The following is a 23,024-nucleotide window of genomic DNA, read 5'->3' on the forward strand; positions in this document are numbered from 1 at the left end:
ACCTCACGTTTTCACTTCAGTGAATATGAATCCAAGTCACAAATTTAGCGTCGTGAATTAGACGTTAAGCATCGGAACATCGACCTTCGGCAGCAGTCTGGACGTGAAATAGCGATCCTTGTAATAGCGGATCTTGTCGCATTTCACCGGATGCGGTATGCCTTCGTAGAGGAACACTTCCTTGTCGGGCCCCATCGCCTTCAGCTCCTGCGGCAGCATCAGTGCACGCCGCTCTTCGGTGAAGTTGTGGGTCTTCTCTCTGGCATGCGTGACGTTCTTCTTGCGCACCGTGGTGTAGCCCAGCATGTCCGAATAGTCGTTGGCATCCTGCTGCTCACGCGGCGCGTACAGGATCTGCAGGGCATGGTTGGTGATGATCGTGCGCGAGACTTCGCGGCCGTATGTGGCATCGAGCTGGGCCATGCTCTGGATGATCGGCAGCAGGCGGATGTTGTAGCCAGCCATGTAGGACACCGCCGAGGCGATGATCTCGACTTTGCCGATCGAGGTGAATTCGTCCATCAGCAGCAGGCACTGGTACTTCAGGTCCGGGTTGGACCTGGGCAGTTCCTTGGTATTGAGGTTGATCAGCTGGCTGAAGAACAGGTTGATGATCAGCCGGCTCTCGGCCAGCTTGTTCGGCTGGATGCCGATGTAGATGGTCATCTTCTTCTTGCGGACGTCGGTCAGCAGGAAATCGTTGCTGCTGGTGGCCTTGTCCAGCACCGGGTTGATCCAGGGGTTCAGCGGCTCCTTGAAGGTGCCCAGGATCGATGCGAAGGTCTCGTCCGCCTGCGACAGCATGTTGGCGAAGGCCGAACGTGCGTTGGCACTGAGGAACGGCCGCTCCGACAGGGTCTTGAGGTACTTCTTCAGGTCGGTCCCGTCGCCGGAGGACAACCGGTACACCGCGCCGAGCGTGGGCGTGCCGGCGCCCCCCGGGAAACCGCTGCTGCGCTCGTCGTCCCAGTTCTCGAACAGGTACAGGGTGAAGGCCATGAACGCGTTGCGCGCCTGGCTGACCCAGAACTTCTGGTCCTCGGCCCCATCCGGATACAGCATCGCAGCGATGCTCATCAGGTCCGAGACGCGGAACGCCGGATCGTCGGAGACGTAGCTGAGCGGATTCCAGCGATGCGTGCGCCGGTCCTCGGCGAAAGGATTGAACAGGTAGATTTCCTGACCCTGGCTGGCGCGCCAGCCGCTGGTCAGGTCGAAGTTTTCCTGCTTGATGTCCAGCACCACCAGCGATTCGCCGTACTCCAGCAGGTTCGGGATGACCACGCCCACGCCTTTGCCCGAGCGGGTGGGCGCGGCCAGGATGACGAACTGCTGGCCATCCAGGCGCACCAGCTTGCCACCATGGCTGCCGACCACGATGCTCTGGCCGGTCTTCTTGAACATGCCATGCCTGGCCAGGTCGGCGCCGGTGGCAAAGCGTGCATCGCCGTGCAGCGAGCGCTTGTCCTTCTTCACCAGCAGCACCAGGCCGGTCACCACCAATACCAGCAGCGGCAGGCCGAAGCCCACGTAGCCGGCCCATCGGATCTTGCCAACGAAGGGCGAGACCTGTGGCTGGTCCAGCACGTTGAAGTACTGGTAGTAGGTGTTCCAGGTGAACAGCTTGGTATCCAGGCCCAGGAACAGCAGCGTCAGGTAGCCGGAAAACACGAAACCAAGCAGCAGGGTCGCCAGCGTGATGATGGCGATGAGCAGATACTTCTTACTGGGCAACACCCGAATCCTCCATGATGCGCACGAGGGCGCGACGGCCTAGCGGCGGCGCCAGCGCGACGCCTTTTTCCGCAGGTGATTTTCGTTCTCCAGCCCGGGCTCTTCGCCCTCTTCACGCACCCGTTGCAACAGCAACTGGCGCGCTTCGGCCAGCGATACCAGGCCGGTCAGACGATCCCCATCGTCGGCAACGACCGCATGGCCGACCACATCGCCCGGAGCGTACACCGGCTCGTGGGACACCGCTACCAGCTGGTAGCGGCCACGGGTTTCCAGCACATGCCTGAATTCCTGCATCGAACTCCTCCTCCTCGGGGTGACGCCGCGCCCCTGCCCAGCCATCATGCCCATCGCAGTGTCATCGCCGCATCGACAACCGCTCCCTGCTTTTGCGCGAAACTGCGCGCCGATATCCAAGGAGACCGATATGGACTGGGTAGCACTTGCCCGCACCCTGGCCACCGAGGCGCACGCCGGCCAGATGGACAAGGCCGGCCAGCCTTACATCGGTCATGTGGCACGGGTGGCGGCTGCGGTGCGCGGCGACGATGACGCCGAAGTGGTGGCGTGGCTGCATGATGTGGCCGAGGACTGCCCGGCGTTTGCCGCACGCATCGAGGCATTCCCCGCCCCGCTGCGCGAGGCGTTGCACCTGCTCAAGCGCGCCGCGGCCCCCGACGCGGACAGCTACTACGCGCGCATTGCCGCCCACCGCTGGCACTGAAGGTGAAGCGGGCCGATCTGGATGACAACGCCGATCCGCAGCGCCTGGCGATGCTCGACGCGGCGCTGCCCGGGCGCCTGCGCTGCAAGTGCGCGCACGCCCGGGCAGCGCTGGGCATCTGACCAGGCCGCACGGACAGCGGGGGGCGGCGTGTCACTGATCGAACGCTGATTTACCTGAGCGCTGCTGCCCTTGTTGCGGTGCAGCAGTACAATGGGGGGCTCCCCCGCCCCGTCGCGCCCCCGCATGAGCCCCACCTCTTCCTTGGCTGCGCGGCTGACGCCCCGTCAGCGCACCCTGATCATCCTCGCCCTGTCTCTGGGTGGCTTCGCCATCGGGACCAGCGAGTTCGCCAGCATGGGCCTGATGCTGGAGATCAGTCGCGGCTTGTCGATCTCCGAAACGCAGGTCGGTCACCTGATCAGCGCCTATGCCATCGGCGTTGTCGTCGGTGCGCCGATCCTCGCCTTCGTGGGTGCCAGCTTCCCGCGCCGCAAGCTCTTGTTGGCGCTGATGGGCTTCTACGCGGTGGGCAACCTCGCCAGCGCGCTGGCACCCAATTACGGCACCATGCTGGCGGCACGCTTCGTCGCCGGCCTCCCGCATGGCGCCTACTTCGGCGTTGCGATGCTGGTGGCCGCGGCGATCAGCCCTGCCGGCCAGCGCGGCCAGGCGATGTCGCGGGTGCTGCTGGGCCTGTCGATCGCAATCCTGGTCGGCAACCCGCTGACCACCTGGCTGGGCCAGCAGCTGAGCTGGCGCACCGCCTTTGCCCTGGTCAGCGTGCTGGCCATCGCCACCGTGGCGATGATCGCCCGCTTCCTGCTGCCGGATCCGGACGAGGTGCGCACCTCGCCGATGCGCGAACTGCGCGCCTTCAACACGTCCCAGGTGTGGCTGGCGTTGGCGATCGGCGCAGTCGGCTTCGCTGGCATGTTCTGCGTGTTCACTTACCTGGCTCCGACCCTGGTGCAGGTCACCGGCGTGGCCGAATCGTGGATGCCGCTGGCGGTGGGCGTGTTCGGCATCGGCGCGATCATTGGCAACATCGCCGGTGGCTGGCTGGTGGACAGGTTCCACTTCAAGGCCGCCGCCGTGGTCCTGCTGTGGTCGATCCTGATGCTGCTGCTGTATCCGCTGGCCGCGCAGTCCGTGTGGACGATCGGCCCGATGATCATCACCGTCGGCACCATGGGCGCGCTGGCGGCAGTGCTGCAGACCCGCCTGATGGACGTGGCCGGTGAAGCACAGACGCTGGCGGCCGCCTCCAACCACGCCGCGTTCAATACCGCCAATGCGCTCGGCCCCTGGCTGGGCGGCATGGCGATCAGCGCCGGCTTCAGCCCGGCCAGCACCGGCTATGTCGGTGCGGCCACTGCCATTGGCGGCCTGCTGCTGTGGTGCGTGGCGGTGTCACTGGACAGGAAGCGTAAGGCCGCCGTCGCCGGCAGCCACTGAAGAACCGGCATTCACAGGCCAGTGGATGCCAGCGCCTTGACCAGCACGGCGCTTCGTACCGGCAGCACCTGCAATCTGCCGAGGGGTGTTCCACCAAGGATGCTCGACCACGCGCTTCGAGTGCAATGAACACATTTCGTGGATGTGCCTTTGGGCAAAGTGCAGCCGACGCCCCCTCGGCCTGCACCGGACCCGCAATGCGCCACCACCGCGTTCCTGCCCACCACGATGCCATTGCCTTGCAGGCCGGCATGCTGGGCAGTGTGCTGGGCGTGGCGCTGTTCAAGGCCATCGCGTTATCTGCATTGGCGGCCGGATCGGTGATGGCCATCGGGCTGTGGCTGGTGGCCTGCGCGCTGCTGGCTGCATGGGCGCTGGCCGCCTATCTGGCGTGCCTGGCGCTGAGCCGGCGTGTGTTCGTGCTGATGCTGGTGCTGTGCACGGTACTGATGATCTGCATCGCCTGAGCCGGCAGGGCGGGACTTCTTCTGTCGCCTTCATTGTCCTGCGGGACCCGCTGCAACAAGGGCGTGGAGTGTGATCAAGCGAGCGCGACGGCTGTGACAAGCCGTGGGACCTGATTGGAAAGGATCCCTGAAAAGGAACCGCTCCCCATTGCCGCGCCTGTCTTGATCGTGTCCATGCATCTGGCTGACTGCGCCATCACAGCCAACGCGCGACGATGCGATCTCCCAACCTCCCTGCCCTGTCGAGATCCAGATGCCGGACACTGCCCATCCTGTCATTCGCGCATTCGAGGCCGTGTTCGATCTGTCCGGCGGCGTGCAGCGCATCACTGCGCTCACTGTTACCTGCCGGCATTGCTCCTCGACCAGTTCGGCCAGCGAAGACAATCTGGTTCACCTTCCGGGTGGAGCACTGTTCCGCTGCGACGAGTGCGGCTGCCACCAACCGGTCAGCCACGCCAGGCTGTCGGATTGGCAACCGACCTCGTTGCTGGGCATCTGAGGGCCGGCTCATGGGCATGACGGCGCAACAGCGGGAGATCCTGGAGGCAATCGCCGCTGCGCAACCGGTGCGCGGCGACGCGGCGACGTGGGCAGTCAACGCGGGTTTGGCGGTACAGGCGGAAGACGGGGATATCGATCTCACCGACGCCGGCCGCGACGCCCTCGCCGCGCGGACCGCACGTGAGGACTAGACGCGGCGATCAGGCCGCCTTCGCGACCTTCCGCCAGGGGCAGAGTCCGCGGGCGTAGTGAGCAGCGCGCGGCGGTCCCGATCGCGGCAACCTGCAGGACAGAGGTGCAACGCTGCCCCGTCAACCGAAGTGGTGATGCCCTTCATGCCGGTGATGTGCAGGGCGCCATGACATCCACTCGGCTATGCTGCGCCACCTTCCTGCGCCAATGGCGGCCATGCATCCCTTTCCCCTGCCCGTCTCGGCGCCTGAGCAGCTTGCCTACCGACTGCTGCAGGACAGTGACTGGGCGCGTTCGGCCACTGCCGCGAGCGCACCGGCCGAGCTCCGCATGTTGCTGGCGATGATCCTTGATTCGCCCGAACCCCTCTGGCTCGCCTGGGGCAAGGAAGACAAGGCCTTCTTCTTCAATGATGCCTACCTGCCCTTGCTGGGAGGAAAGCTGCACGGCGCGATGGGCAACCGCCTGGAGGATGTCTGGGCCGATGTGTGGCCGGACGTTGCGCAGGCGGTCAACGATGCCTTTGCCGGCACCAGCCGCAGCTTCAAGAACCTGCCATTGATGATGGATCGCGACGGCTCGATGCGCGAAACGTTCTGGACGTTCTCCTATTCACCGCTGCGCGTCGGCTGCGGCAGTGTGGCCGGCATCCTGTGCGTGGTGAGCGAGCAGACCGAACGGGTGATCGAGCGCGACCTGCACAGCCGGCAGGTCGCGGCGATCACCGAGCAGGCGCGGGAAGCCCACCTGGAACTGGTACGCGCCCGCGAGCAGCTGCGCCAGTCGCAGAAGCTGGAGGCGATCGGCCAGCTTACCGGCGGCGTGGCGCACGACTTCAACAACCTGTTGCAGGTCATCACCGGTTCGGTGGACATGCTCCTGCACACGTGGCCGGCAGATGACAACCGACGCCGCTACATCCAGGCCATTGCAGCAGCATCGGACCGCGCCACCAAGCTGACCGCGCAACTCCTTGCATTTTCGCGCCGCCAGAGCCTGTCGCCGGAGGTCTTCGATCTGTGCGAAAGCGTGCGCGCGCTCTCGGATATCATCACCACGGTTCTGGGCGCGCGCATCCAGGTATCGTTGTCGTTGCCCAGTACGCCGTTGCCGGTGCTGCTGGACCGGACCCAACTCGACACCGCATTGATCAACATCGCGGTCAACGCCCGCGATGCGATCGACGGGCACGGCAGGGTGACCATCGAAGTGGAGCAGGTCACTGCGGTGCCTTCGGTGCGCTTCGCCGCCCCGATGAAGGGCGACTTTGCTGCCATCAGTGTCACCGATACCGGCGCAGGCATCGACCCTGCAGTGGTCGACCGCATCTTCGAACCCTTCTTCACCACCAAGAGCGTCGGTGCCGGGACCGGGCTCGGTCTCAGCCAGGTGTTCGGTTTCGTCAAGCAGTCCGAAGGCGAGGTGGACGTGCAGAGCCAGGCGGGCGCCGGTAGCCGCTTTACGCTGTACCTGCCGCTGGCGCAGGCAGGAGAAACGACGGAACGGCCGGCGGCGCAATCGGGGCTGCAGCATGGCCACGGCGTCTGCGTGCTAGTGGTGGAAGACAACGTCGACGTGGCCGAATTTGCGGTTGGCGCCCTGCGCGAGCTCGATTACAGCGTGATGCTTGCGCGCAATGCAGACGAGGCCTTGGCGGAGCTGGAACGGGATGCCTCGCGCTTCCACGTGGTGTTCAGCGACGTCGTGATGCCGGGCATGAACGGCCTGGATCTGGCCCGCACCATCCGCGACCGCCTGCCAGAGCTCCCCATCATCCTCACCAGCGGCTACAGCGAGTTGCTTGCCCGGGATCCGGGCCACGGCTTTACCCTGCTGCGCAAGCCTTACTCGTTGAAGCAGCTGGCCTCGGTAATGACCGAGGCCGCGCGCCGCGCGCAGGCCGTGGTGGCATCGCCCTAGCGGGCGCGTTGCTGAAGCGAACCGAATCCGCGTTCCAGTGTGGACTCCAGCGCGGACGCTTTGTCGCCGACCTCGCACCGCTGATGGCACGTGCGGGGCCGCACCGGTGTGCGGGTGGCTTTGCCGGGCACACCGTACACCCACCCGAGCCTGCGTCTCCACAGCGCACCAGGGGGGATGGGCCACGAACCTTTGCAAATGCTAATCTTTCTCATTTGCAGCCCATCCTGACTCCCTCATGCCCCTTCCCGCCCTTCTGAAGAACGCGCTCTGCGCGGCGCTGTCCCTTTCCCTGGCGACGCCTGCATTGGCCTCCCAAACCCCAGCCGACGCCCCGAAGGATCTGGACAAGGTCGAAGTCCGCGGCCGCGCGCAGACGCTGTACCGCGCCAACGATGCCGCTGTCGGCACTCGCACTGACACGCCTCTGGAACTGGTCCCTCAGTCGATCCAGGTCGTGCCGCGCGAGCTGATCGACGACCAGGCCGCGCGTCAGGTCACCGACCTGTATCGCAGCATCAGCGGCATCAGCTTCTTCAGCTATGCCGGCGTCACCCTGCGCGGGTTCCGCCAGGAAAACGTGCTCTACGACGGCCTGCGCGGCGATCCCTATGCAGGCTTCTCGGTGCCGCAACTGTTCAACATCGAACGCGTGGAAGTGCTGAAGGGCCCGGCCGGTGCGCTGTACGGCGGTGGTGATGCGGGCGGTGTCATCAACTACGTGACGCGCAAGCCCAAGGCCACCGCCGAACGCCGCATCGAACTGCAGGCAGGCGACAAGGACTTCCGCGCCGGATCGATAGAAGGCACCGGCCCGCTGAATGCCAGCGGGAGCATCCGCTATCGCGCCGGCCTTTATGCCGACACCGAGCAGGGCGTGCGCTGGAACGCCGACAGCGAAAGCGTGATCGGCGATGCATCACTGGCCTTCGACGTTGGCCAGACCGGCGAGCTGGTGCTGCAGTTCACCGACATCACCCAGAACCTGGGCGGCAACCGGCTCCGGGGCGTCCCAGTGAACGATGCCGGCACCTTCCTGACCGACCGGCGATGGAACCACAACGAGGCCAGTGATTTCCTCGACATGCGCGCCAGGGTGGCGCTGGCGCAGTATCGCTTCGCACCGCTCGATACGCTGGACGTGGATATTGCTGCGCGCTGGTTCAGCAACAACGAGCACCAGATGTACCACGAACCGATGGGGCTGATCGACCGTGACCGCGATGGCGTGGCCGAGTGGATGACGCGCCAGCTGCGCAACCAGATCCGCGACAACGAGGCGTTCACCGCCAGCGGCAATGCCGTATGGCGGATCAACACCGGCCGTATCGAACACAAGGTGCTGTTCGGCGCCGACGTCTACCAGCTCGACGCCGACTTCACCGCGCAGACCGCCAACAGTGCCGACCTGGCACGCGGCGCCGGTCCGGTGCGCGGCATCGATCTGTTCAACCCGGTCTATGGCGCCAGCACCTGGCACGACTACAACCTGGTCGCCCTGCCCTGGCGCAGCACCGCCACCCGCAGCAAGCGTTACGGTGGCTATCTGCAGGATGAGCTGGCACTGGGCACGCGCTGGCATGTGCTGGCCGGACTGCGTTGGGATGGTTTCCAGGACGACGATCGCATCACTGGTGGCAGCGTGGATGGCAACGACCTCAGCTGGCGGCTGGGCAGTACCTTTACCGTCCGGGACGGCGTGAACCTGTATGCCAACATCGCCAGCGGCTTCGTGCCGCAGAGTGCCGCCAACCAGAATCCGGCAGCCGGTGGGCCCTTCGACGCTGAGCGCAGCAGGCAATGGGAAATCGGCCTGAAATCCCTGCTGGCCGACCGTGTGACCCTGAACATGGCGGCCTACCGCATCGACCGCAGCAAGATCGTGCAGGCCACCGGCGAAGTGCGGGACGGTGTGAACCAGCTGGCCGCGCTGGGCCTGGTACGCAGCACGGGCATGGAACTGGACCTGCTGGCCGACGTGACCGAGCGCTGGGTGGTGAACCTGACCTACGCCTACAACGACGCACGGGTGAAGGATGCCGGCCCGAACGGCATCACCAATGCCTCCGGAGACCGCTTCGCGAATGCGCCACGCAACAAGCTCGGCCTGTGGACGCGCTACGACCTGCCGTCGATCAATTCGGCCATTGGCTTCGGCGCCGACCATGTGGGCCAGCGTGTCAGCCTGGATGGGCAGACGGTCAAGGCTTACACGGCGTTCGACATGAGCTGGAAGACCACGTGGAAGCAGTGGCAGTTCCAGGCCAACGTCAAGAACCTGTTCGACAAGGTGTACGCGGCCAGCGGCTTCATCGAGCGCAACGGGCATTTCCCGGGCGAGCCGCGACGGGTGTATGTGCAGGCGGCCTACCGCTTCTGAGCCATTGCTCCGGTCCCCCCTTTTAGGAATTCAGGCGAGCCGCGGGGCGGGCCGCGCATGCGCCCCCGATTCAGGTATGCTTTCGCGCGTTCAGCCACACCAGCAGGTCGCCGGCGGCAAAGCACGCGGTGCAGCACGGACGTTGCGGACGAGCACGAGACACACCATGGATGTTTCAGCGTAACCACAGGGGAAAATGGATGAAGAAGTTTCTGTTCGCAGCGATCCTCGCTGTGTCGCTGGTGGGCTGCACCACCAATCCGCCGCTCAATTTCTCGGTGCCGAACGTCGGGGTCAGCAGCAAGAAGATCGACGGTGAGCTGAAGTCGCTGACGGTCACACTGGCACGCCCGGACGAGGCCAAAGGCAAGATCCCGGCGCAGGCCCAGCACGAAGTGCCGCAGATGTGGCAGAACGCGCTGACCGAAGCACTGAACAAAATGGCGGTGTTCCGCGACGATGCACCGGTGAAGCTGAGCCTGTCGGTGAAGATCCTGGCCATTGACATTCCCAGTTTCGGGGCATCGATGACCACAAAGACGATCGCCCGTTATGAGCTGATCGATCGTGCCACCGGCAGCATCGTCTACACCCAGGACGTCAGCGCTTCCGGCGAGGTGCCGTTCAACTATGCATTTGCCGGTGTCATTCGCGCTCGCGAATCCATCAGCCGCTCGGCGCAGAACAACATCGCCCAGTTCCTGCAGGCGCTGGAGACCGTGGACATCACCAAGCCGATGTTCCCCAACAAGCAGGAAGCGCCGTGAGACGCCCGTTGCTGACCGCTTCGGTGGCGGCAATGCTGACGGCCTGCGCACCCAACGTGCGCACCGACAGTTACTCCATCGGCTCGGTGGGACAGGTCAACCGCACGGTGGGCGGTACGGTCATCAGCGTTCGCGCGGTCAGTATCGACGGTTCGCAGGGAGGCGGAGCCGTTGCCGGCGCTGCGGCTGGCGGGGTGGCCGGCTCCACCATCGGCGGCAGCGACCAGGCAGCGGCCATCGGCGCCATTGGCGGCCTGGTGGCAGGCGCGATTGCCGGTGCGGCCTCTGAACGCGCACTCTCCCAGGCCAAGGGCCTGGAGTACGTGGTGCAGACGGAGAACGGCAATCTGATGACCGTTGTGCAGGGCCCGGACCCGGTGTTCAGCACCGGCACGCAGGTGTTGGTGCTGTATGGATCCCCCTCGCGGATCATTGCCGATCCGCGTCAACCGAAAGCTGCTCCGTAGTACCCGTGGTGCCCCTCCTGCCAGGGGCATCGCTCCAGCCGCTACGGGTGGTGTCATTCAACCCATCCGTATTGCGTGTAAGCGCGAGCGCATCCGGCCGGAATGCGCCGCCGCAGTGGAACCGGAAGTGTCTTCAACCCTGGCAATCGCCTTCCGTACTTCCATGGCCGCGATAGGTTTCTCCCCACTCGCGCATGGCCAGCAGCACCGGCACCAGCGTGCGGCCGAACTCGGACAGCTCGTATTCCACCTTCGGCGGCACTTCCGGGTATACGTGGCGGATCACAACGCCATCTGCTTCCAGTTCACGCAGCTGACTGGTGAGCATGGACTGGGTGGCATTGGGCACCCGCCGGGTCAGCTCCATGAAACGCCGCTTGCCGGTCATCAGGTGAAACAGAATGATCGGCTTCCACACGCCACCGATGACCGACAGCGTGACTTCCACCGCGCAACCACTCTTGCCGTCCCACCGTTTGCTACGCATGCATACTCCGGAAAACCATAGTACCTACGGAAAATCGTCGTTCTTGTTGCGATAGAGGCGCGAGCCTAGCATGGCCCCATCCCATGAATGTGAGGCCATCCATGACGTTCAAAGCACTGCTGACCCGCAAGACGAACAACCAGCTCTCGACCGAGCTGGTCGATTTCGACGAGGCCGACCTGATGGACGGCGACGTCCTGGTACAGGTCGAGTACTCCACGCTCAACTACAAGGATGCGCTTGCCCTCACCGGCAAGAGTCCGATCATCCGGACGTTTCCGCTCATTCCCGGCATCGATCTGGCAGGCGTAGTGCTGGAATCCAGCAGGGCCAACTTCAAGCCAGGCGATCGCGTCGTGCTCAATGGCTGGGACCTGAGCATGGGCCACCACGGCGGCCTGGCCCAGCGCGCGCGCGTGCGGGGCGAGTGGCTCAACCGGATTCCCGACAACCTGACAGCCCGCGACGCCATGGCCATCGGCACCGCTGGCTACACCGCGATGCTGTGCGTGCTGGCCCTGGAACATGCCGGGGTGGCGCCTGCACAGGGCGATGTGCTGGTCACCGGCGCCAACGGCGGCGTCGGCTCGATCGCGGTGGCGATCCTCTCGAAGCTGGGCTACCGCGTGGTGGCCGCCACCGGGCGACCGGAGCACGCCGACTATCTGCACAACCTGGGTGCGGCCGAGATCATCGATCGTGCGCAGCTTTCGGAGCCGCGCGAGCGGCCGGTGAGTGCCGAGCGCTGGGCCGGCGTGGTGGATGTGGCCGGCGGCACGACGCTGGTCAATGCCATCGCCGAAACGAAGTACCGCGGTGCCGTGGCCGCCTGTGGCCTGGCCCAGAGCGATGCGCTGCACGGCTCGGTGCTGCCCTTCATCCTGCGCAATGTGACCCTTGCTGGCATCGATTCGGTGAATGCGCCACAAGAGGTTCGCCAGCGCGCCTGGGATCGGCTCGCGACCGACCTGGATCCGCGGAAGCTGGAAAGCACCGTGCAGCAGATCGGCCTGGCAGAGGTGCTGGATGTCTATGAGCAGATCATCCCCGGCAAGGTGCGCGGCCGCATCGTCGTGGATGTGAACGCCTGACGCCTGTCGCGCTGGCGAGGGTGCAATGCCATCGCTGGCGCGCGTGTGCGAGTGACCGGAAACGCAGCGTGCCATGCCAAGCCGCCTTATCATGGGTCGGCAAGGGCGCTTTACGCCCGGTGACGTACGCAAGGCAGTATCTGGATGTCTATGGAATGGCGCCCCTCGGGCTGGGGCCAGCGTGTGACCCGCTCGCCGGACTGGCAGTTGCGGCTGGATGGCGAACAGGTCGCGCTTTTGATCGACGGCAGGCAGTACCGCCAGCATGTAGCGAACGAACACAGCGTGCGGGTCGTTCGCGGCGTACTCTGGTCCCGGGTCGAACTGACGACCGAGCGCGGTGAGGCACTGTCCGTGGATGGGCTGCCCAACAGCCAGGGCTCCCGGCTTGCGGCTGCCGTGCAGCACGTGCTTTTCGCGCGCTCCAGGCGGGGGCGCAAGGCACTGTTTGAGCGCGTTCTGGCGCAGATCCAGGCGTGGCTGGCCGAGGCAGATGCGCTTACCGACCGAGGCACCACCGGCCGCCGCTGGATCACGCACGAACAGCAGCAGGCGCTGCTGGCCGACCGCCCCACCCTGCCCCTCCCGCCAGCCGAGCTCGAGCAGCTGTTCCTCGACGAGGAGGTGCACGACGACCTGCACGCGCCCGGCCACCGCATGGCGCTGGACGCACTGCACGACTGGCAGCTGGATTGGCCCGCCGTGTGGGCGGACGCCAATGAGGCAATGGCGACCCGCGAACTGGGTCTGGCCAAGCCCATCCTGGACCGGGTCGAGAGCAGGCCGCTGACCGAGGAGCAGGCTCGCGCCGTCATCTGCTTCGACAACCGCGTGCAGGTCGTGGCCGCGGCCGGCTCCGGGAAGACCTCCACGATGGTCGCCAAGGCCGCGTATGCCATTGATCGCGGCTTTGTCGAACCCGAACGGATCGTGATGCTCGCCTTCAACAAGGATGCCGCCCAGGAGCTGCAGGAGCGCGCACAGCGATGCTTCAGCCGGCTCGGCATGGGCGACACCGTAGTGGAGGCCCGGACCTTTCACGCCCTGGGCCTGTCCATCATCGCCAAGGCCACGGGGCGCAAGCCGGATATCCCGGAATGGGCGGTCGACGCGGCGCTGGGCTTCAACAAGCTGGCCGACCTGGTGGACGACCTGAAGGATCGCTCGACCCACTTCCGCACCCAGTGGGACATGTTCCGCCTGGTGTTCGGGCGCGACCTGCCGCCATTCGGCGCGGAAATGGAGGCCGATGGCTACGACCGCGATGGCACGCCCTACATCCGCACACTGCAGGGCGAGCGGGTAAAGAGCCTGGAAGAGTGCGTGATCGCCAACTGGCTGTTCTACAACGGCGTGGCGTATGACTACGAGCGGCGCTACGAGTTCGATACCGCGACGGATACCCATCGCCAGTATCGCCCGGACTTCTACTATCCGGACGCCCGGCTCTGTCACGAGCACTTTGCGCTGGATGCCGATGGCCAGCCGCCGAAGCACTTTCCCAACTACAACGAAGGGATGCACTGGAAGCGGCCGCAGCATGCGGCACGCGGCACCGCAGTGGTCGAAACGACGTCGTTCGGCCTGCGCAGTGGACAGGCCCTGCAGGATCTGGCCGAGCGGCTGGGTGCGTCTGGTGTCGAACTCGACCCGAACCCGGATCGCGAGCTGCCTGACCAGGGTGCCAGGCCGATGCCCGATGCCGACCTGATCGGCTTGATGCGGACCTTCATTGCGCACGCCAAGAGCAACTGCCTGACGCTGGACGATATGGCAGCGCGCCTGCGGCAGATGCCCGAAGATCAGTTCAAGGAACGGCATCGACGCTTCCTGGAGATCGCCAGCCCTGTTTTCCAGGCCTGGGACAACGCACTGGCTGACGAGCACGGCATCGATTTTGAAGACATGCTCAACATGGCGGCCGGGCTGCTGGAACAGGGCCGCTACGAATCGCCTTACGAGCTGGTGATGGCTGATGAGTTCCAGGACGCTTCGCGCGCCCGTGCGCGCCTCTGCCGTGCGCTGGTCAGCCAACCGGGCCGCCATCTGTTTGCGGTGGGCGATGACTGGCAGTCGATCAATCGCTTCGCTGGCGCCGACGTTTCGGTGATGACCGGATTCCGCGAGTGGATGGGGCATGGCCAGGTGCTGAAACTGGAGCAGACGTTCCGCTGCCCGCAGGCACTGTGTGATGTTTCCAGCCGCTTCATCAGCCGCAACCCCGCGCAGATGGCCAAGAAGGTCCGCTCTGCTGCGCCGGCAGTCGGCCCGGTGCTGCAGGCGTTCCAGATGAACCGGCGTGAGGAGGTGCAGGATGGCGTTCGCCAGTACCTTTCGAAGCTGCACCAGCAACTGTTGTCAGGCGCGGTGGCGCAGGGCCGCAATGGACGCGTGACGGTCTTTGTTCTGGGGCGGTATCGCGCGGATCGCGGTGCGATGCCTTCGGATTGGAAGACGGCCTTTGGCAGCACGATGGACGTCGAGTTCCTGACCGCACATCGATCGAAGGGGCGCGAGGCGGACTACGTGATCCTGCCGGGCATGATCAACCGCAGCTTCCCGAGCCTGCGTGCGGATGACCCGGTGCTTTCGCTGGCGATGCCGGACGGCGATACCTACCCATTGAGCGAAGAACGACGGTTGTTCTATGTCGCGCTCACGCGTGCGCGGCGGTCGGTTGCGATGTTCACCCTGCAGGGCAAGCACTCGCCATTCCTGGATGAGCTGGTGAAGGACGGAGCAGTGGAAGTGACCGCGATTTCAGGTGCGGCCATTTCGGAAGAGCGCTGCCCAGCGTGCAAGGTGGGCGTGTTCGTGGACCGCAATGGGCCGCATGGGGCCTTCCGGTCGTGCTCCAGCTATCCGTTGTGCCACAACAAGCCGAAGGATGGGCGTCGCGGGTAGAGAAGCTTGAGAAAACAAGAAGGCCCCTGTCGCCAGGGGCCTTGTGGAATCCTGGCGGAGAGAGTGGGACTTCCTTGAGAAGTGCCCTCACCCCTTGGACGGCTTGGGTTTCACGAATCTGGGAGGTGCCCTTGAATGTGCCCGCGATGAGCATACCCCTTGCGGTGCAACGGATCCAGCCGTTTTTGCCGCCCTTGGGATCGCCAATCTCGATCTTCTCCAAACCGGCGCGATCAGGGCAGATGACCCGTTCGCCCCCACTCTCCGCCGAAAAGGGAAGCAATCCGGTGGACCGCTTCCTCATGTGTGCCTCAGGGCAATTGGGGCCATGGGACAGGACGCCTCAGCAAACGGTTCTGGACGGAGTCCTTTCAACGGCGGCCTTACGCCATAGCTCCATGGCCGGCTCACCGTCGCCCACGACACACTGCAAAGCACGGATTCGCACGCCCAGTCCGGCGCCAGCTCGGAATCGACGCTCCAGGCCCAACGGGGTGCTTTCGGTGCGTCAGACACTGACTCGGCCTTGGCAATCACTGTTTGCAGCGATCGGCGGGGGGCAGATCCGCCACGAATGGCTACCAGGCACTCGCTGCGCATCTCGACGTGGGGCATGTCCTTGAAGCTCTTCCAAGCCCCGCCCCACCTCAATCCCGCCTGCTGGGCGAGCTCACCGAAGCGTTGGTAGCCCTGCCGCACCTGCTCGTCCTTCAGGTCCCAAGAAGGGCGCCCGCGCTTGTAGATGACCATGTCCGCGGCCCAACCGTGGTTGTGGCAGCTGCTGCCTGGCCCCACCTGGGTCACGCCCTTTTGGCTGGCGAGCAGCTCGGCCTGGCGCTGTTTAGAACGGTAGCCCTCCATCAGCCGCAGGTCGTAGCCCTCGTCCTTCATCTGCAAGGCGATGCGTTCCAGCGCTGAGCGAAGCTCGGGCTGGACACCGTCCCACTGCGGGGCGTCTTTGTGGCGGTGGAACAGGCGTTTGAAAAACCCAGGCTTCTTCCCGTGGACCTCAACGGAATCGGTGGCTGCCGCGTGCGCGTGGACCAAGACGGGTGCGCTGGCCAGTGCGAGCGCGAGCAACAAGCGTTGAAACATGAGTAGGCCTCCTTACTCACATGAGCGATACACCCATGCAAGCGGAGAATCGAAAACGCGCAAGGGGGCTTGCGGAATTTTTTCCCTGTCGTAGAAGAACAGGGGTGGGGAAAAGTCGGCCCCACCGCTTCCTGGCGCAACGGCCCCTCCTGCCGTTGCGCCGGGAAGTTTCGTTGGGGGGGGGCTTGCGCATTCCAGGATCTGATCTATTCGTGAGTGCACACGCTCACTCATTTCAGACCCAGGAGGCCACCCCATGAAACGCTCCCTCATCCACTGCGCTTTGCTGGCAGGCCTTGTTGCTGGCACGGCGCAAGCCCAGGTTCAAGTGGGCAACGGTGCCGTTGCCACCAAACCCGAGACCACTGCGGTAGGCGACCGCGCCCAATCGTTGACCGTTGGGGCCACGACCATCGGGGCGGACGCCCTCGCCGACGGCGGGATAATGGTGGATGAAAATGGCGTTCCGGGTGAGTGCCTGGGGGCCACTGCGGTGGGCAATCGCGCCACCGCTCGCGGATGCCATACAACCGCTCTGGGGTTCTCGAGCGAAGCGCAGGGCTCAAATGCGCTCGCCATTGGCTCTCGCGCACAGGCATTTGCGGTTTACGCCGTCGCCGTCGGAGCCCAAGCCCAAGCCACCGGCGATTCCGCGGTGGCCATTGGCGGGCACAGCCTGGCCAGCGGGATCACCGGTGTGGCCATCGGCTCTAGTGCCCGCGCGCTCGGGGATGGCGGGACCGCTGTAGGCTCAACCGCAAGAGCCGATGGAAACGGCGCGGCGGCTTTCGGGGCCGGGGCGAATGCTCAAGGCGATCGCAACCTCGCGTTGGGCGCCGCATCCCAGACCGAGGGCGAAGGTGCATCCGCCGTGGGGCCCGGTGCCAACGCAACCGCCGACTTTGCCGGCGCCTACGGTTACAGCGCTGGCGTTGCCGGCGAGGCCGGCACCGCCGTGGGTCCATGGGCACAGGCGTTTGCGCCCTACTCTGCCGCCTTCGGCGCGTCTGCCACGGCCAACGCCACAGAAAGTGTGGCATTGGGGCCCCGTGCCGTGGCCAACGCATGGGGATGCGTGGCCGTGGGCGCCAACACCACGTGCGATGAAGAAGACACTGCAGCCTTTGGCAACCGCCGCTTGACCCAAGTTGCCTTGGGCAAAGCGGACGACGACGCCGTGGCCGTCAGCCAACTGCGGACCGCCGTGGAAACCTTGGGCGCTGGCGCCTCCATGGTGAACGGCTTGATCGTGGCGCCGAACTACCAGCTGAGCAGCGGTAACAACTACACCACCGTGGCCGGTGCCATCTACGATCTCGATGGGCGCGTTCACCAGCTGGAACAAAACCCTGGCGGCGGTGGTGGCACCCCCGGTCCACAGGGCCCCACCGGTCCGCAAGGCCCAGCAGGCAAGGACGGTAAGGACGGAGGAAGCAGCACCACGGTGGCCGGGGCCAACATCGAGGTCACTGACAACGGGGACGGCACCCAAACCGTTGGCTTGAAAGACAACGTTGGACTGTCCGAAAAGGGCTCGGTCCAGGTGGCCAAGGCCATCCACAACAGCGACGGCTTCACTGTCCAGGGCGGTCCATCGGTCACCAGATCCGGGATCAACGCCGGCAACCAGCGGGTAACCGGGGTGGCAGCGGGGGCGATCGCCGCAGGGTCCTCGGACGCGATCAACGGTGGCCAATTGTGGGATTACCAGCGGCAGCAAGACGACCGCTGGAACCTGACGGACCGCCGTTTCCGCCAGCTCGACAAGCGGGTGAGCGGTATCTGCGCCATGGCCCAAGCCAACGCCCAGATGGCCACCTCGACGTCGGCCATCCATGGGGAGAACCGCAACCGCTTGGCCGTAGGCGTAGGTGGCTGCAGCGGCCAAGCCGCCATTTCCATCGGCTACACCCGCGACGTGACCACCCCACGCGGATCCCCATCGGCCTTCTCGATCGGGGTTTCCCGCAGCGGGCAGGACACGGCCGTGGGCGCAGCCTGGGCCATCGGTTGGTAACGAATATCAGCAGCGAAAAGGAGGTGATCGTGTCTCGGCAAGGGCCCTTCGGGGCCCTTGTTCGTGGCGTCAATTTATTGAAATTGTATCTATATACAATAACTTACGATTTACCAAGGCATTGGAAGCTGGTAGCATCTGCACCGCTAAGCAGTGTAGGAGCCGGACTGACAATCCCGCCTGCAGTGATTACCGCTGTCGTAGCACTACTCACGCCAATGCTTGCCATTGCCCTAGAAGCCGTCAGGGAATGGTTGACCAACCACGACGCAAAGGAAGATGACACATGCAGCACTAACAATTACAGGAACACTTCAATGAATAAAGAAACAACTAACAGCAACACGCTCGCAACACGCTTCAAGAAACACCCGCTTTGCAGAGCCCTTGGCGTGGGCTTCAAGGTGATTTACGACACGACAATTGCTGTAGGAGCAAGCGCGCTCCTTACATTACACAGGTCAACGCGCGGTGAGCCATGCTCCCCGTTGACCGATATGAAAAGCCCGGGCCCAGCCCGGGCTTTTTCTTTGGAACGCTGCTGCTATCCGCAGCGCCTCCGCTCCGGAAGAGCCGAAACCGCCCAAACCTAGCCCCGTCCTTTCTCCGTTGCCACGAACGCACCATCGGAATGAAGGAGCGCGAACGTGTTCCCCTGGACGTGCTCTGGCCAAACCTGTCCCGGCAGGCCCACGAACTCCAGCGGGAGGTTCGCCTCTTGGTCTGGCTCGAACCCAGCGAACGGGTCAAAGCTCTGCGGCTGCCAGTCCTCGAACTGAAAGTCCCTGTTCCAGACCATTGCAAAGGCCAGCGGATAGGCCTTCAGGACATAGATCGCCGAACTGCCTTTCCCGCCCAAGATGCCCAGCCCGAAGTCGCGAAGAACCGTTCGACCACTGTAGGGATACACCCAGTAGTGAAGCCGAACCTGGCGTAGAAGATCTGACCGGTCATCGAACAGGTGCTGGCTGTGGCGTTCGTCGTAGCGATTCAAGCCCACCGATGACAAGTGGCCCAGAACTCCCCTTGCCACAAGCTGCGGCTGGATGCGGATGCTCTGGTTGTAGGTGACCTTGCTTCGATCACGCAAGATCTCCGTCACCTGCCGGCTCATCGATACAAGTGCCTTGTCGTATCGAGAAAGCACCGAGCCGTTGCAGGTCCTGCAGATGCACCTGAAGCAAACACCATTGGGCATCTTGTGGGACCGCGGCTTCTTCTCTCCACTGATTGCGTCGGCGACGCTGGACACCCTCAGAGCGATGCCTTGAGCCCACGCCTTGGGTGGCACGTGGTTTTCGGTCAGGTCGGTTTCCTGCCCGCATATGTTGCAACGCCCCTTGGAAGGTCCAACCGGGAACTTAAAGGTCACTCGCCCGCCCCATGCTCGCCATGAACTGCGAAGAGATTACACGCAAGCGACGTGTGGCCTCTCACGTCCTTCGCAGCAGGCTTGCCAACTTCAAATTCTGATCTATTCGTGAGTGGGTCGTTTTACTCACGGAGAGACCATGACCCACCGCCACAACCTGGGACGCAGCGAGAAGTATCACGCCCTGCCCCGCACCCTTTACGCCCTGCTGTTCGACGACGGGGGCTGTTACATCGGCCAAAGCTCAAACCCCCAGCAGCGGGAGAAGCAGCACCGCTCCCCCAAAGGCGGCTGGCACCGTCCCTTCCGGTTCCATGCGCTGGAGGTGGTGACAGCCACCCGGGCGGAAACCGAGGCGTATGAGCAGGCGTGGCGGGTGAAGGCCTCCCGGGAGGGATGGCGCATCTACGCCAAGCCACCGGGGATCGTGGTCAACCCCCACCGGCGGGCCACGGCCCACGTGCGCGGGTTGGCCCACCAACGGCGGTGGCAGCTGGGAACACCGGTCAAAGCGCCTTCCGAACGCGTGGGGTGGTGGCCGTGGGTAGTGGTGGTGATCAGCGTATTGACACTGGCCCGATGCGTCACCGGGTAAGCCTCATCTCGCGCCGTTCCGCGTTTGTGATTGGCACCTGGGTTTGCGGTTTCAATCCTGCCAACAGCTCTTCCACGTCCTGGACCAGGTTGCGCACCGGAGCAGCCTGGGTCTCGGACAAGCCGACGCTCAGCGCCATTTCCTTGTGCCGTTCGGTTCCCAGCCGTTCGGCCATGCGCTCCATCATCTCGTCGGTCGTATACATGCGGTAGCTGCCCTTGGTGAGGCGGGTGAACGCCACCAAGGCCGACTGCTGGTCGAGCATGCCCATGTTCGTGGCCAGGTGGTAAACCTCGGATTTCCCCTGCCCCTGCGCCTTGTGAACGGTCATGGCATACCGGTGGGCCAAGGCGTTGTGCTCGCTGGTGTTGAACTTCAAGATGCGCCCGTCCTCTTTCGGGTTCGAAGAGTCGATGCGCACCACCAGGTCGTAGCCACCGGATTTGTCCTTCCGAATGCTCTCAACCGTGCCCTCGGTGCCGTTGATGACGCCCAAGTCGTTGTTGGTCGCCGTGAACATCACACGGTCGCGGCGGGAGAGCGTCAGGTCCTCCCACTGCCCTTTTACGATCGAGCGGAAGGTGAACTCCTCTTTGTCCAGCACGCCTTGCTCCTGGAGCCCCTTTCGGATGCCCGTGGTGAGGGCTTTGACTTCAGAGCGCGTGTGGGCCAGAACCAACTTCTCGTCCATCGGGGTGGGGTCTTTCAGGTAGTCGTCCACCAACGCCTTGATGGCCTGCTTTTCCGTGCCGAAGTCGTCGATGCAATTTCTCTCCTTGAGATTGCGAAGGGTCTGCGCACCCATATCGAGGGTGCCTTGGCGGCTGCGGTGCCCGCGGCGCATGTCCTTGACCTTCCCCTGGTGGTCCCGCTCGTAGAAGCTGTTGGCAGTGATCAGGTCACCGGCGTTCTTCTGCCGGCGGATTTCGGTCAGCTTCGTGTCGCCCAAGGCAATCTTCGCCAGCTCAAAGCCGTTGCCCGCAGCGATGGGCTGAAGCTGGTCACTGTCTCCCTGCATGACAAGCTTGGCACCGACCCCCTGGCAGTAGGTCATGAGCTTCAAGGTGTCATCGGTAGCCACCATGCCGGCTTCATCGAGCACCACCACAACATTCTTCGTCAGAGCAACCTTGCCCTGCCGGAGCTGGGAAAAGAACTTTGCAACCGACATGCAGAGCATGCCGGACTCTTCTTCCAGCTTAGCCGCGGCTTTACCCGACACGGCCAAGCCCATCAACTGCTTTCCTTCGGCTTCGAAGCACTGCTTGTAGACCTCGGCCACGGTGGTCTTGCCGGTCCCGGCCAACCCTGACATAACGCCGACACCTGCCGTTCCATGGGTCAAATGACCAATGGCAGCCTTCTGCTCTTCGGTAAGGGTGAACCCCTTTCGCTTCTCATAGGCGGCGATTTCCCGGTCTACGGTGGAGCGGAACAGCTTCAGGTCCGTCTCGTTCTCCCGCTCCTTCGAACGACGGATGATCTCGGCTTCCCATTCGACCATCCAGGTGGCGCAGAAGCGATCCTCCCGGTGCTTGCGTGCCAAACGAGTGCCACGGTCGTCTTTGTGGAGGTGTTCGGCTTTAACGCGCACCAGGTCGTCCTGTTCGGTGAACTCCTTCACCATTTTGAGGATCTCCTCCGCGTTCTTTTGCCCGGCGAACTCCATCCCCAGCTCCCGGACCAGGTCATGCTCGCAGAACATCGCCTCGTTCTCGTGCATGCGCTGCAAGACCTCGTCAAAGGTATGCGGGTCCAGGTGCTGGCCTTGGGTCTGCTTGAGCGACTGGGTGGTGGGAACCAGGTCTGGCCTTTCTCGGGCAATGTTGGCGAAGGTTTGCTGCCAGTCCTTGACCACCTGCTCGAAGGGCGGTTCTTCCTTCTTTTTGCGGGTGGCCTTGCAGGCCTCGTCGTGGCTGGCGTTGGGGTGTTCTTTGACGTAGTCCAGGATTTCCTGGCGGCGGGTCTTCGTCTGAAGCACCAGCTCACGGTCGATGCCGGCAATCGTGGTGAGAATCTGGCCCGTCTCGCGCCCTATCACGTCCACCTCGCGCTCCCGCTGAATCCCATAGCCCAGCGCTTTCATCGCGCTGTAGAGCTCGGCCTTGTAGAGGTGATCGGCCGCATGGCGGTGGCGGTAGATCTCGATGGCATCAAACGTGCCCCAACGGCCGTCCTCCCCCTTCGAAACACCAAAGACAAGATGGTGGGTGTGCAAATCGCACTGCACGTTCCGGTTGCTTGTGTGATCGGCGGCTGCCCACACCAACCCCTGGGTGTCTATAACGTCTTTCCCCGCTCTTCCGCGCCGGGTCTCTACCTTGCTCTCGATGTAGCGCATCGCCACGGCGCAGGCCTGGCGGTGCGCTTCCAAGATGGCCAGCTTCTCGCGTTCATCCGCAAGGGCAAACGCCACGCTCACGTCCCCGGGGGCGGAAATGGTCAGATCGAACCCCACCCGGTGGCCGCCCTCCCACTTCTCCATCGGCTTGCCGTCGTCGTCCAACCGCACGTTTCCCCAGCGATCCGTCTTGATGACCAATCGGGCCTCCTTGCCCGCGTTTTTGCACAACGGCCTTCCGGTGGGTGAAAAGCCCTTCCCCAGCTTTTCCATCACCTCGCGGGTGACCGGCTGCCCTTCCAGGCAGAGCTCGGCGGCAAGGCTGCCGCCCCAATTGAGCGTCTGCCTCGGATCAGGACCGCTGCCCGCGTAGTAAGCCACGGCGCTGTCGATGGATAGGCGCTCGGTGGCCAGCATGTAGTCGAACATGTTGCCGTTGCGCTTGTTGTGGCCGCGGGCATCGATGCGGGTGCAATTGATCACAGGGACCTCCTGGAACGTTGATTGAA

Annotated in this window: 19 protein-coding genes; 13 read left to right on the top strand and 6 right to left on the bottom strand. The window is 64.1% G+C overall.

Features of this window, described 5'->3' with window-relative positions; translation table 11 throughout:
- Nucleotides 1-57 precede the first annotated feature (57 nt).
- Nucleotides 58-1,737 (bottom strand): type IV secretory system conjugative DNA transfer family protein, encoded by a 1,680-nt coding sequence (locus R5H29_RS08650; protein WP_332329076.1) that lies wholly within the window; start codon nucleotides 1,735-1,737, stop codon nucleotides 58-60.
- A gap of 36 nt (nucleotides 1,738-1,773) precedes the next feature.
- The gene (locus tag R5H29_RS08655; RefSeq protein WP_332329077.1) at nucleotides 1,774-2,031 is read right to left on the bottom strand and encodes a hypothetical protein; all 258 of its coding nucleotides are present in this window, start codon (nucleotides 2,029-2,031) and stop codon (nucleotides 1,774-1,776) included.
- Nucleotides 2,032-2,161: 130 nt separating this feature from the next.
- Here R5H29_RS08655 and R5H29_RS08660 point away from each other — a divergent pair, with 130 nt between their 5' ends.
- The 9 genes from R5H29_RS08660 to R5H29_RS08700 all read left to right on the top strand — a co-directional run bounded on the left by R5H29_RS08660 (nucleotide 2,162) and on the right by R5H29_RS08700 (nucleotide 10,613).
- Nucleotides 2,162-2,458, top strand: coding sequence for a hypothetical protein (locus R5H29_RS08660; RefSeq protein WP_239502473.1), 297 nt, complete (start codon nucleotides 2,162-2,164; stop codon nucleotides 2,456-2,458).
- Between the two features lie 246 nt (nucleotides 2,459-2,704).
- Nucleotides 2,705-3,916, top strand: a complete 1,212-nt coding sequence (locus tag R5H29_RS08665) for an MFS transporter (RefSeq protein ID WP_019660299.1) — start codon at nucleotides 2,705-2,707, stop codon at nucleotides 3,914-3,916.
- A 197-nt stretch (nucleotides 3,917-4,113) separates the two neighbouring features.
- Nucleotides 4,114-4,383, top strand: coding sequence for a hypothetical protein (locus R5H29_RS08670; RefSeq protein ID WP_019660300.1), 270 nt, complete (start codon nucleotides 4,114-4,116; stop codon nucleotides 4,381-4,383).
- A 253-nt stretch (nucleotides 4,384-4,636) separates the two neighbouring features.
- Entirely contained in the window at nucleotides 4,637-4,885 is a 249-nt protein-coding gene (locus tag R5H29_RS08675; RefSeq protein ID WP_019660301.1) for a hypothetical protein, read from the top strand.
- Nucleotides 4,886-4,895: 10 nt separating this feature from the next.
- Nucleotides 4,896-5,078: a hypothetical protein gene (locus tag R5H29_RS08680; protein WP_058981376.1), complete on the top strand. Its 183-nt coding sequence runs from the start codon at nucleotides 4,896-4,898 to the stop codon at nucleotides 5,076-5,078.
- Between the two features lie 217 nt (nucleotides 5,079-5,295).
- The gene (locus R5H29_RS08685) at nucleotides 5,296-6,999 is read left to right on the top strand and encodes a PAS domain-containing sensor histidine kinase (RefSeq protein WP_134735815.1); all 1,704 of its coding nucleotides are present in this window, start codon (nucleotides 5,296-5,298) and stop codon (nucleotides 6,997-6,999) included.
- Between the two features lie 238 nt (nucleotides 7,000-7,237).
- Nucleotides 7,238-9,379, top strand: a complete 2,142-nt coding sequence (locus R5H29_RS08690; RefSeq protein WP_155029779.1) for a TonB-dependent siderophore receptor — start codon at nucleotides 7,238-7,240, stop codon at nucleotides 9,377-9,379.
- 200 nt (nucleotides 9,380-9,579) lie between these two features.
- The gene (locus tag R5H29_RS08695; protein ID WP_019660305.1) at nucleotides 9,580-10,146 is read left to right on the top strand and encodes a hypothetical protein; all 567 of its coding nucleotides are present in this window, start codon (nucleotides 9,580-9,582) and stop codon (nucleotides 10,144-10,146) included.
- Nucleotides 10,143-10,613 (top strand): hypothetical protein, encoded by a 471-nt coding sequence (locus R5H29_RS08700; RefSeq protein ID WP_227844467.1) that lies wholly within the window; start codon nucleotides 10,143-10,145, stop codon nucleotides 10,611-10,613. Before R5H29_RS08695 ends, R5H29_RS08700 begins: the two co-directional genes overlap by 4 nt.
- 133 nt (nucleotides 10,614-10,746) lie before the next feature.
- On the opposite strand, the gene R5H29_RS08705 is transcribed toward R5H29_RS08700, so the two are convergent.
- Nucleotides 10,747-11,100, bottom strand: coding sequence for a helix-turn-helix domain-containing protein (locus tag R5H29_RS08705; protein WP_019660307.1), 354 nt, complete (start codon nucleotides 11,098-11,100; stop codon nucleotides 10,747-10,749).
- Between the two features lie 101 nt (nucleotides 11,101-11,201).
- Between R5H29_RS08705 and R5H29_RS08710 the strand changes: the two genes are divergently transcribed.
- Entirely contained in the window at nucleotides 11,202-12,191 is a 990-nt protein-coding gene (locus R5H29_RS08710) for an MDR family oxidoreductase (protein WP_155029780.1), read from the top strand.
- A gap of 150 nt (nucleotides 12,192-12,341) precedes the next feature.
- Complete coding sequence (locus R5H29_RS08715) at nucleotides 12,342-15,095, top strand: UvrD-helicase domain-containing protein (protein ID WP_332329078.1); 2,754 nt, start codon at nucleotides 12,342-12,344, stop codon at nucleotides 15,093-15,095.
- Between the two features lie 300 nt (nucleotides 15,096-15,395).
- Here R5H29_RS08715 and R5H29_RS08720 read toward each other — a convergent pair whose 3' ends face one another.
- Nucleotides 15,396-16,190 carry a M15 family metallopeptidase gene (locus tag R5H29_RS08720; RefSeq protein ID WP_061478910.1) on the bottom strand — a complete coding sequence of 265 codons (795 nt, stop codon included), beginning with the start codon at nucleotides 16,188-16,190 and terminating at the stop codon, nucleotides 15,396-15,398.
- Between the two features lie 256 nt (nucleotides 16,191-16,446).
- Here R5H29_RS08720 and R5H29_RS08725 point away from each other — a divergent pair, with 256 nt between their 5' ends.
- On the top strand, nucleotides 16,447-18,207 hold the full coding sequence (locus R5H29_RS08725) for an adhesin (protein WP_061478911.1): 1,761 nt from the start codon (nucleotides 16,447-16,449) through the stop codon (nucleotides 18,205-18,207).
- A 589-nt stretch (nucleotides 18,208-18,796) separates the two neighbouring features.
- On the opposite strand, the gene R5H29_RS08730 is transcribed toward R5H29_RS08725, so the two are convergent.
- On the bottom strand, nucleotides 18,797-19,321 hold the full coding sequence (locus R5H29_RS08730; RefSeq protein ID WP_049420549.1) for a hypothetical protein: 525 nt from the start codon (nucleotides 19,319-19,321) through the stop codon (nucleotides 18,797-18,799).
- Between the two features lie 397 nt (nucleotides 19,322-19,718).
- Between R5H29_RS08730 and R5H29_RS08735 the strand changes: the two genes are divergently transcribed.
- Entirely contained in the window at nucleotides 19,719-20,174 is a 456-nt protein-coding gene (locus R5H29_RS08735) for a GIY-YIG nuclease family protein (RefSeq protein WP_012480680.1), read from the top strand.
- Here the strand turns inward: R5H29_RS08735 and mobF are convergent.
- Nucleotides 20,164-22,998 (bottom strand): MobF family relaxase, encoded by a 2,835-nt coding sequence (mobF, locus tag R5H29_RS08740; protein ID WP_061478912.1) that lies wholly within the window; start codon nucleotides 22,996-22,998, stop codon nucleotides 20,164-20,166. The genes R5H29_RS08735 and mobF overlap by 11 nt on opposite strands.
- Nucleotides 22,999-23,024: the final 26 nt, after the last annotated feature.

Origin of the sequence: Stenotrophomonas sp. A3_2 (genome assembly GCF_036624925.1) — a bacterium.
GTDB classification, from domain to species: Bacteria; Pseudomonadota; Gammaproteobacteria; order Xanthomonadales; family Xanthomonadaceae; genus Stenotrophomonas; species Stenotrophomonas hibiscicola.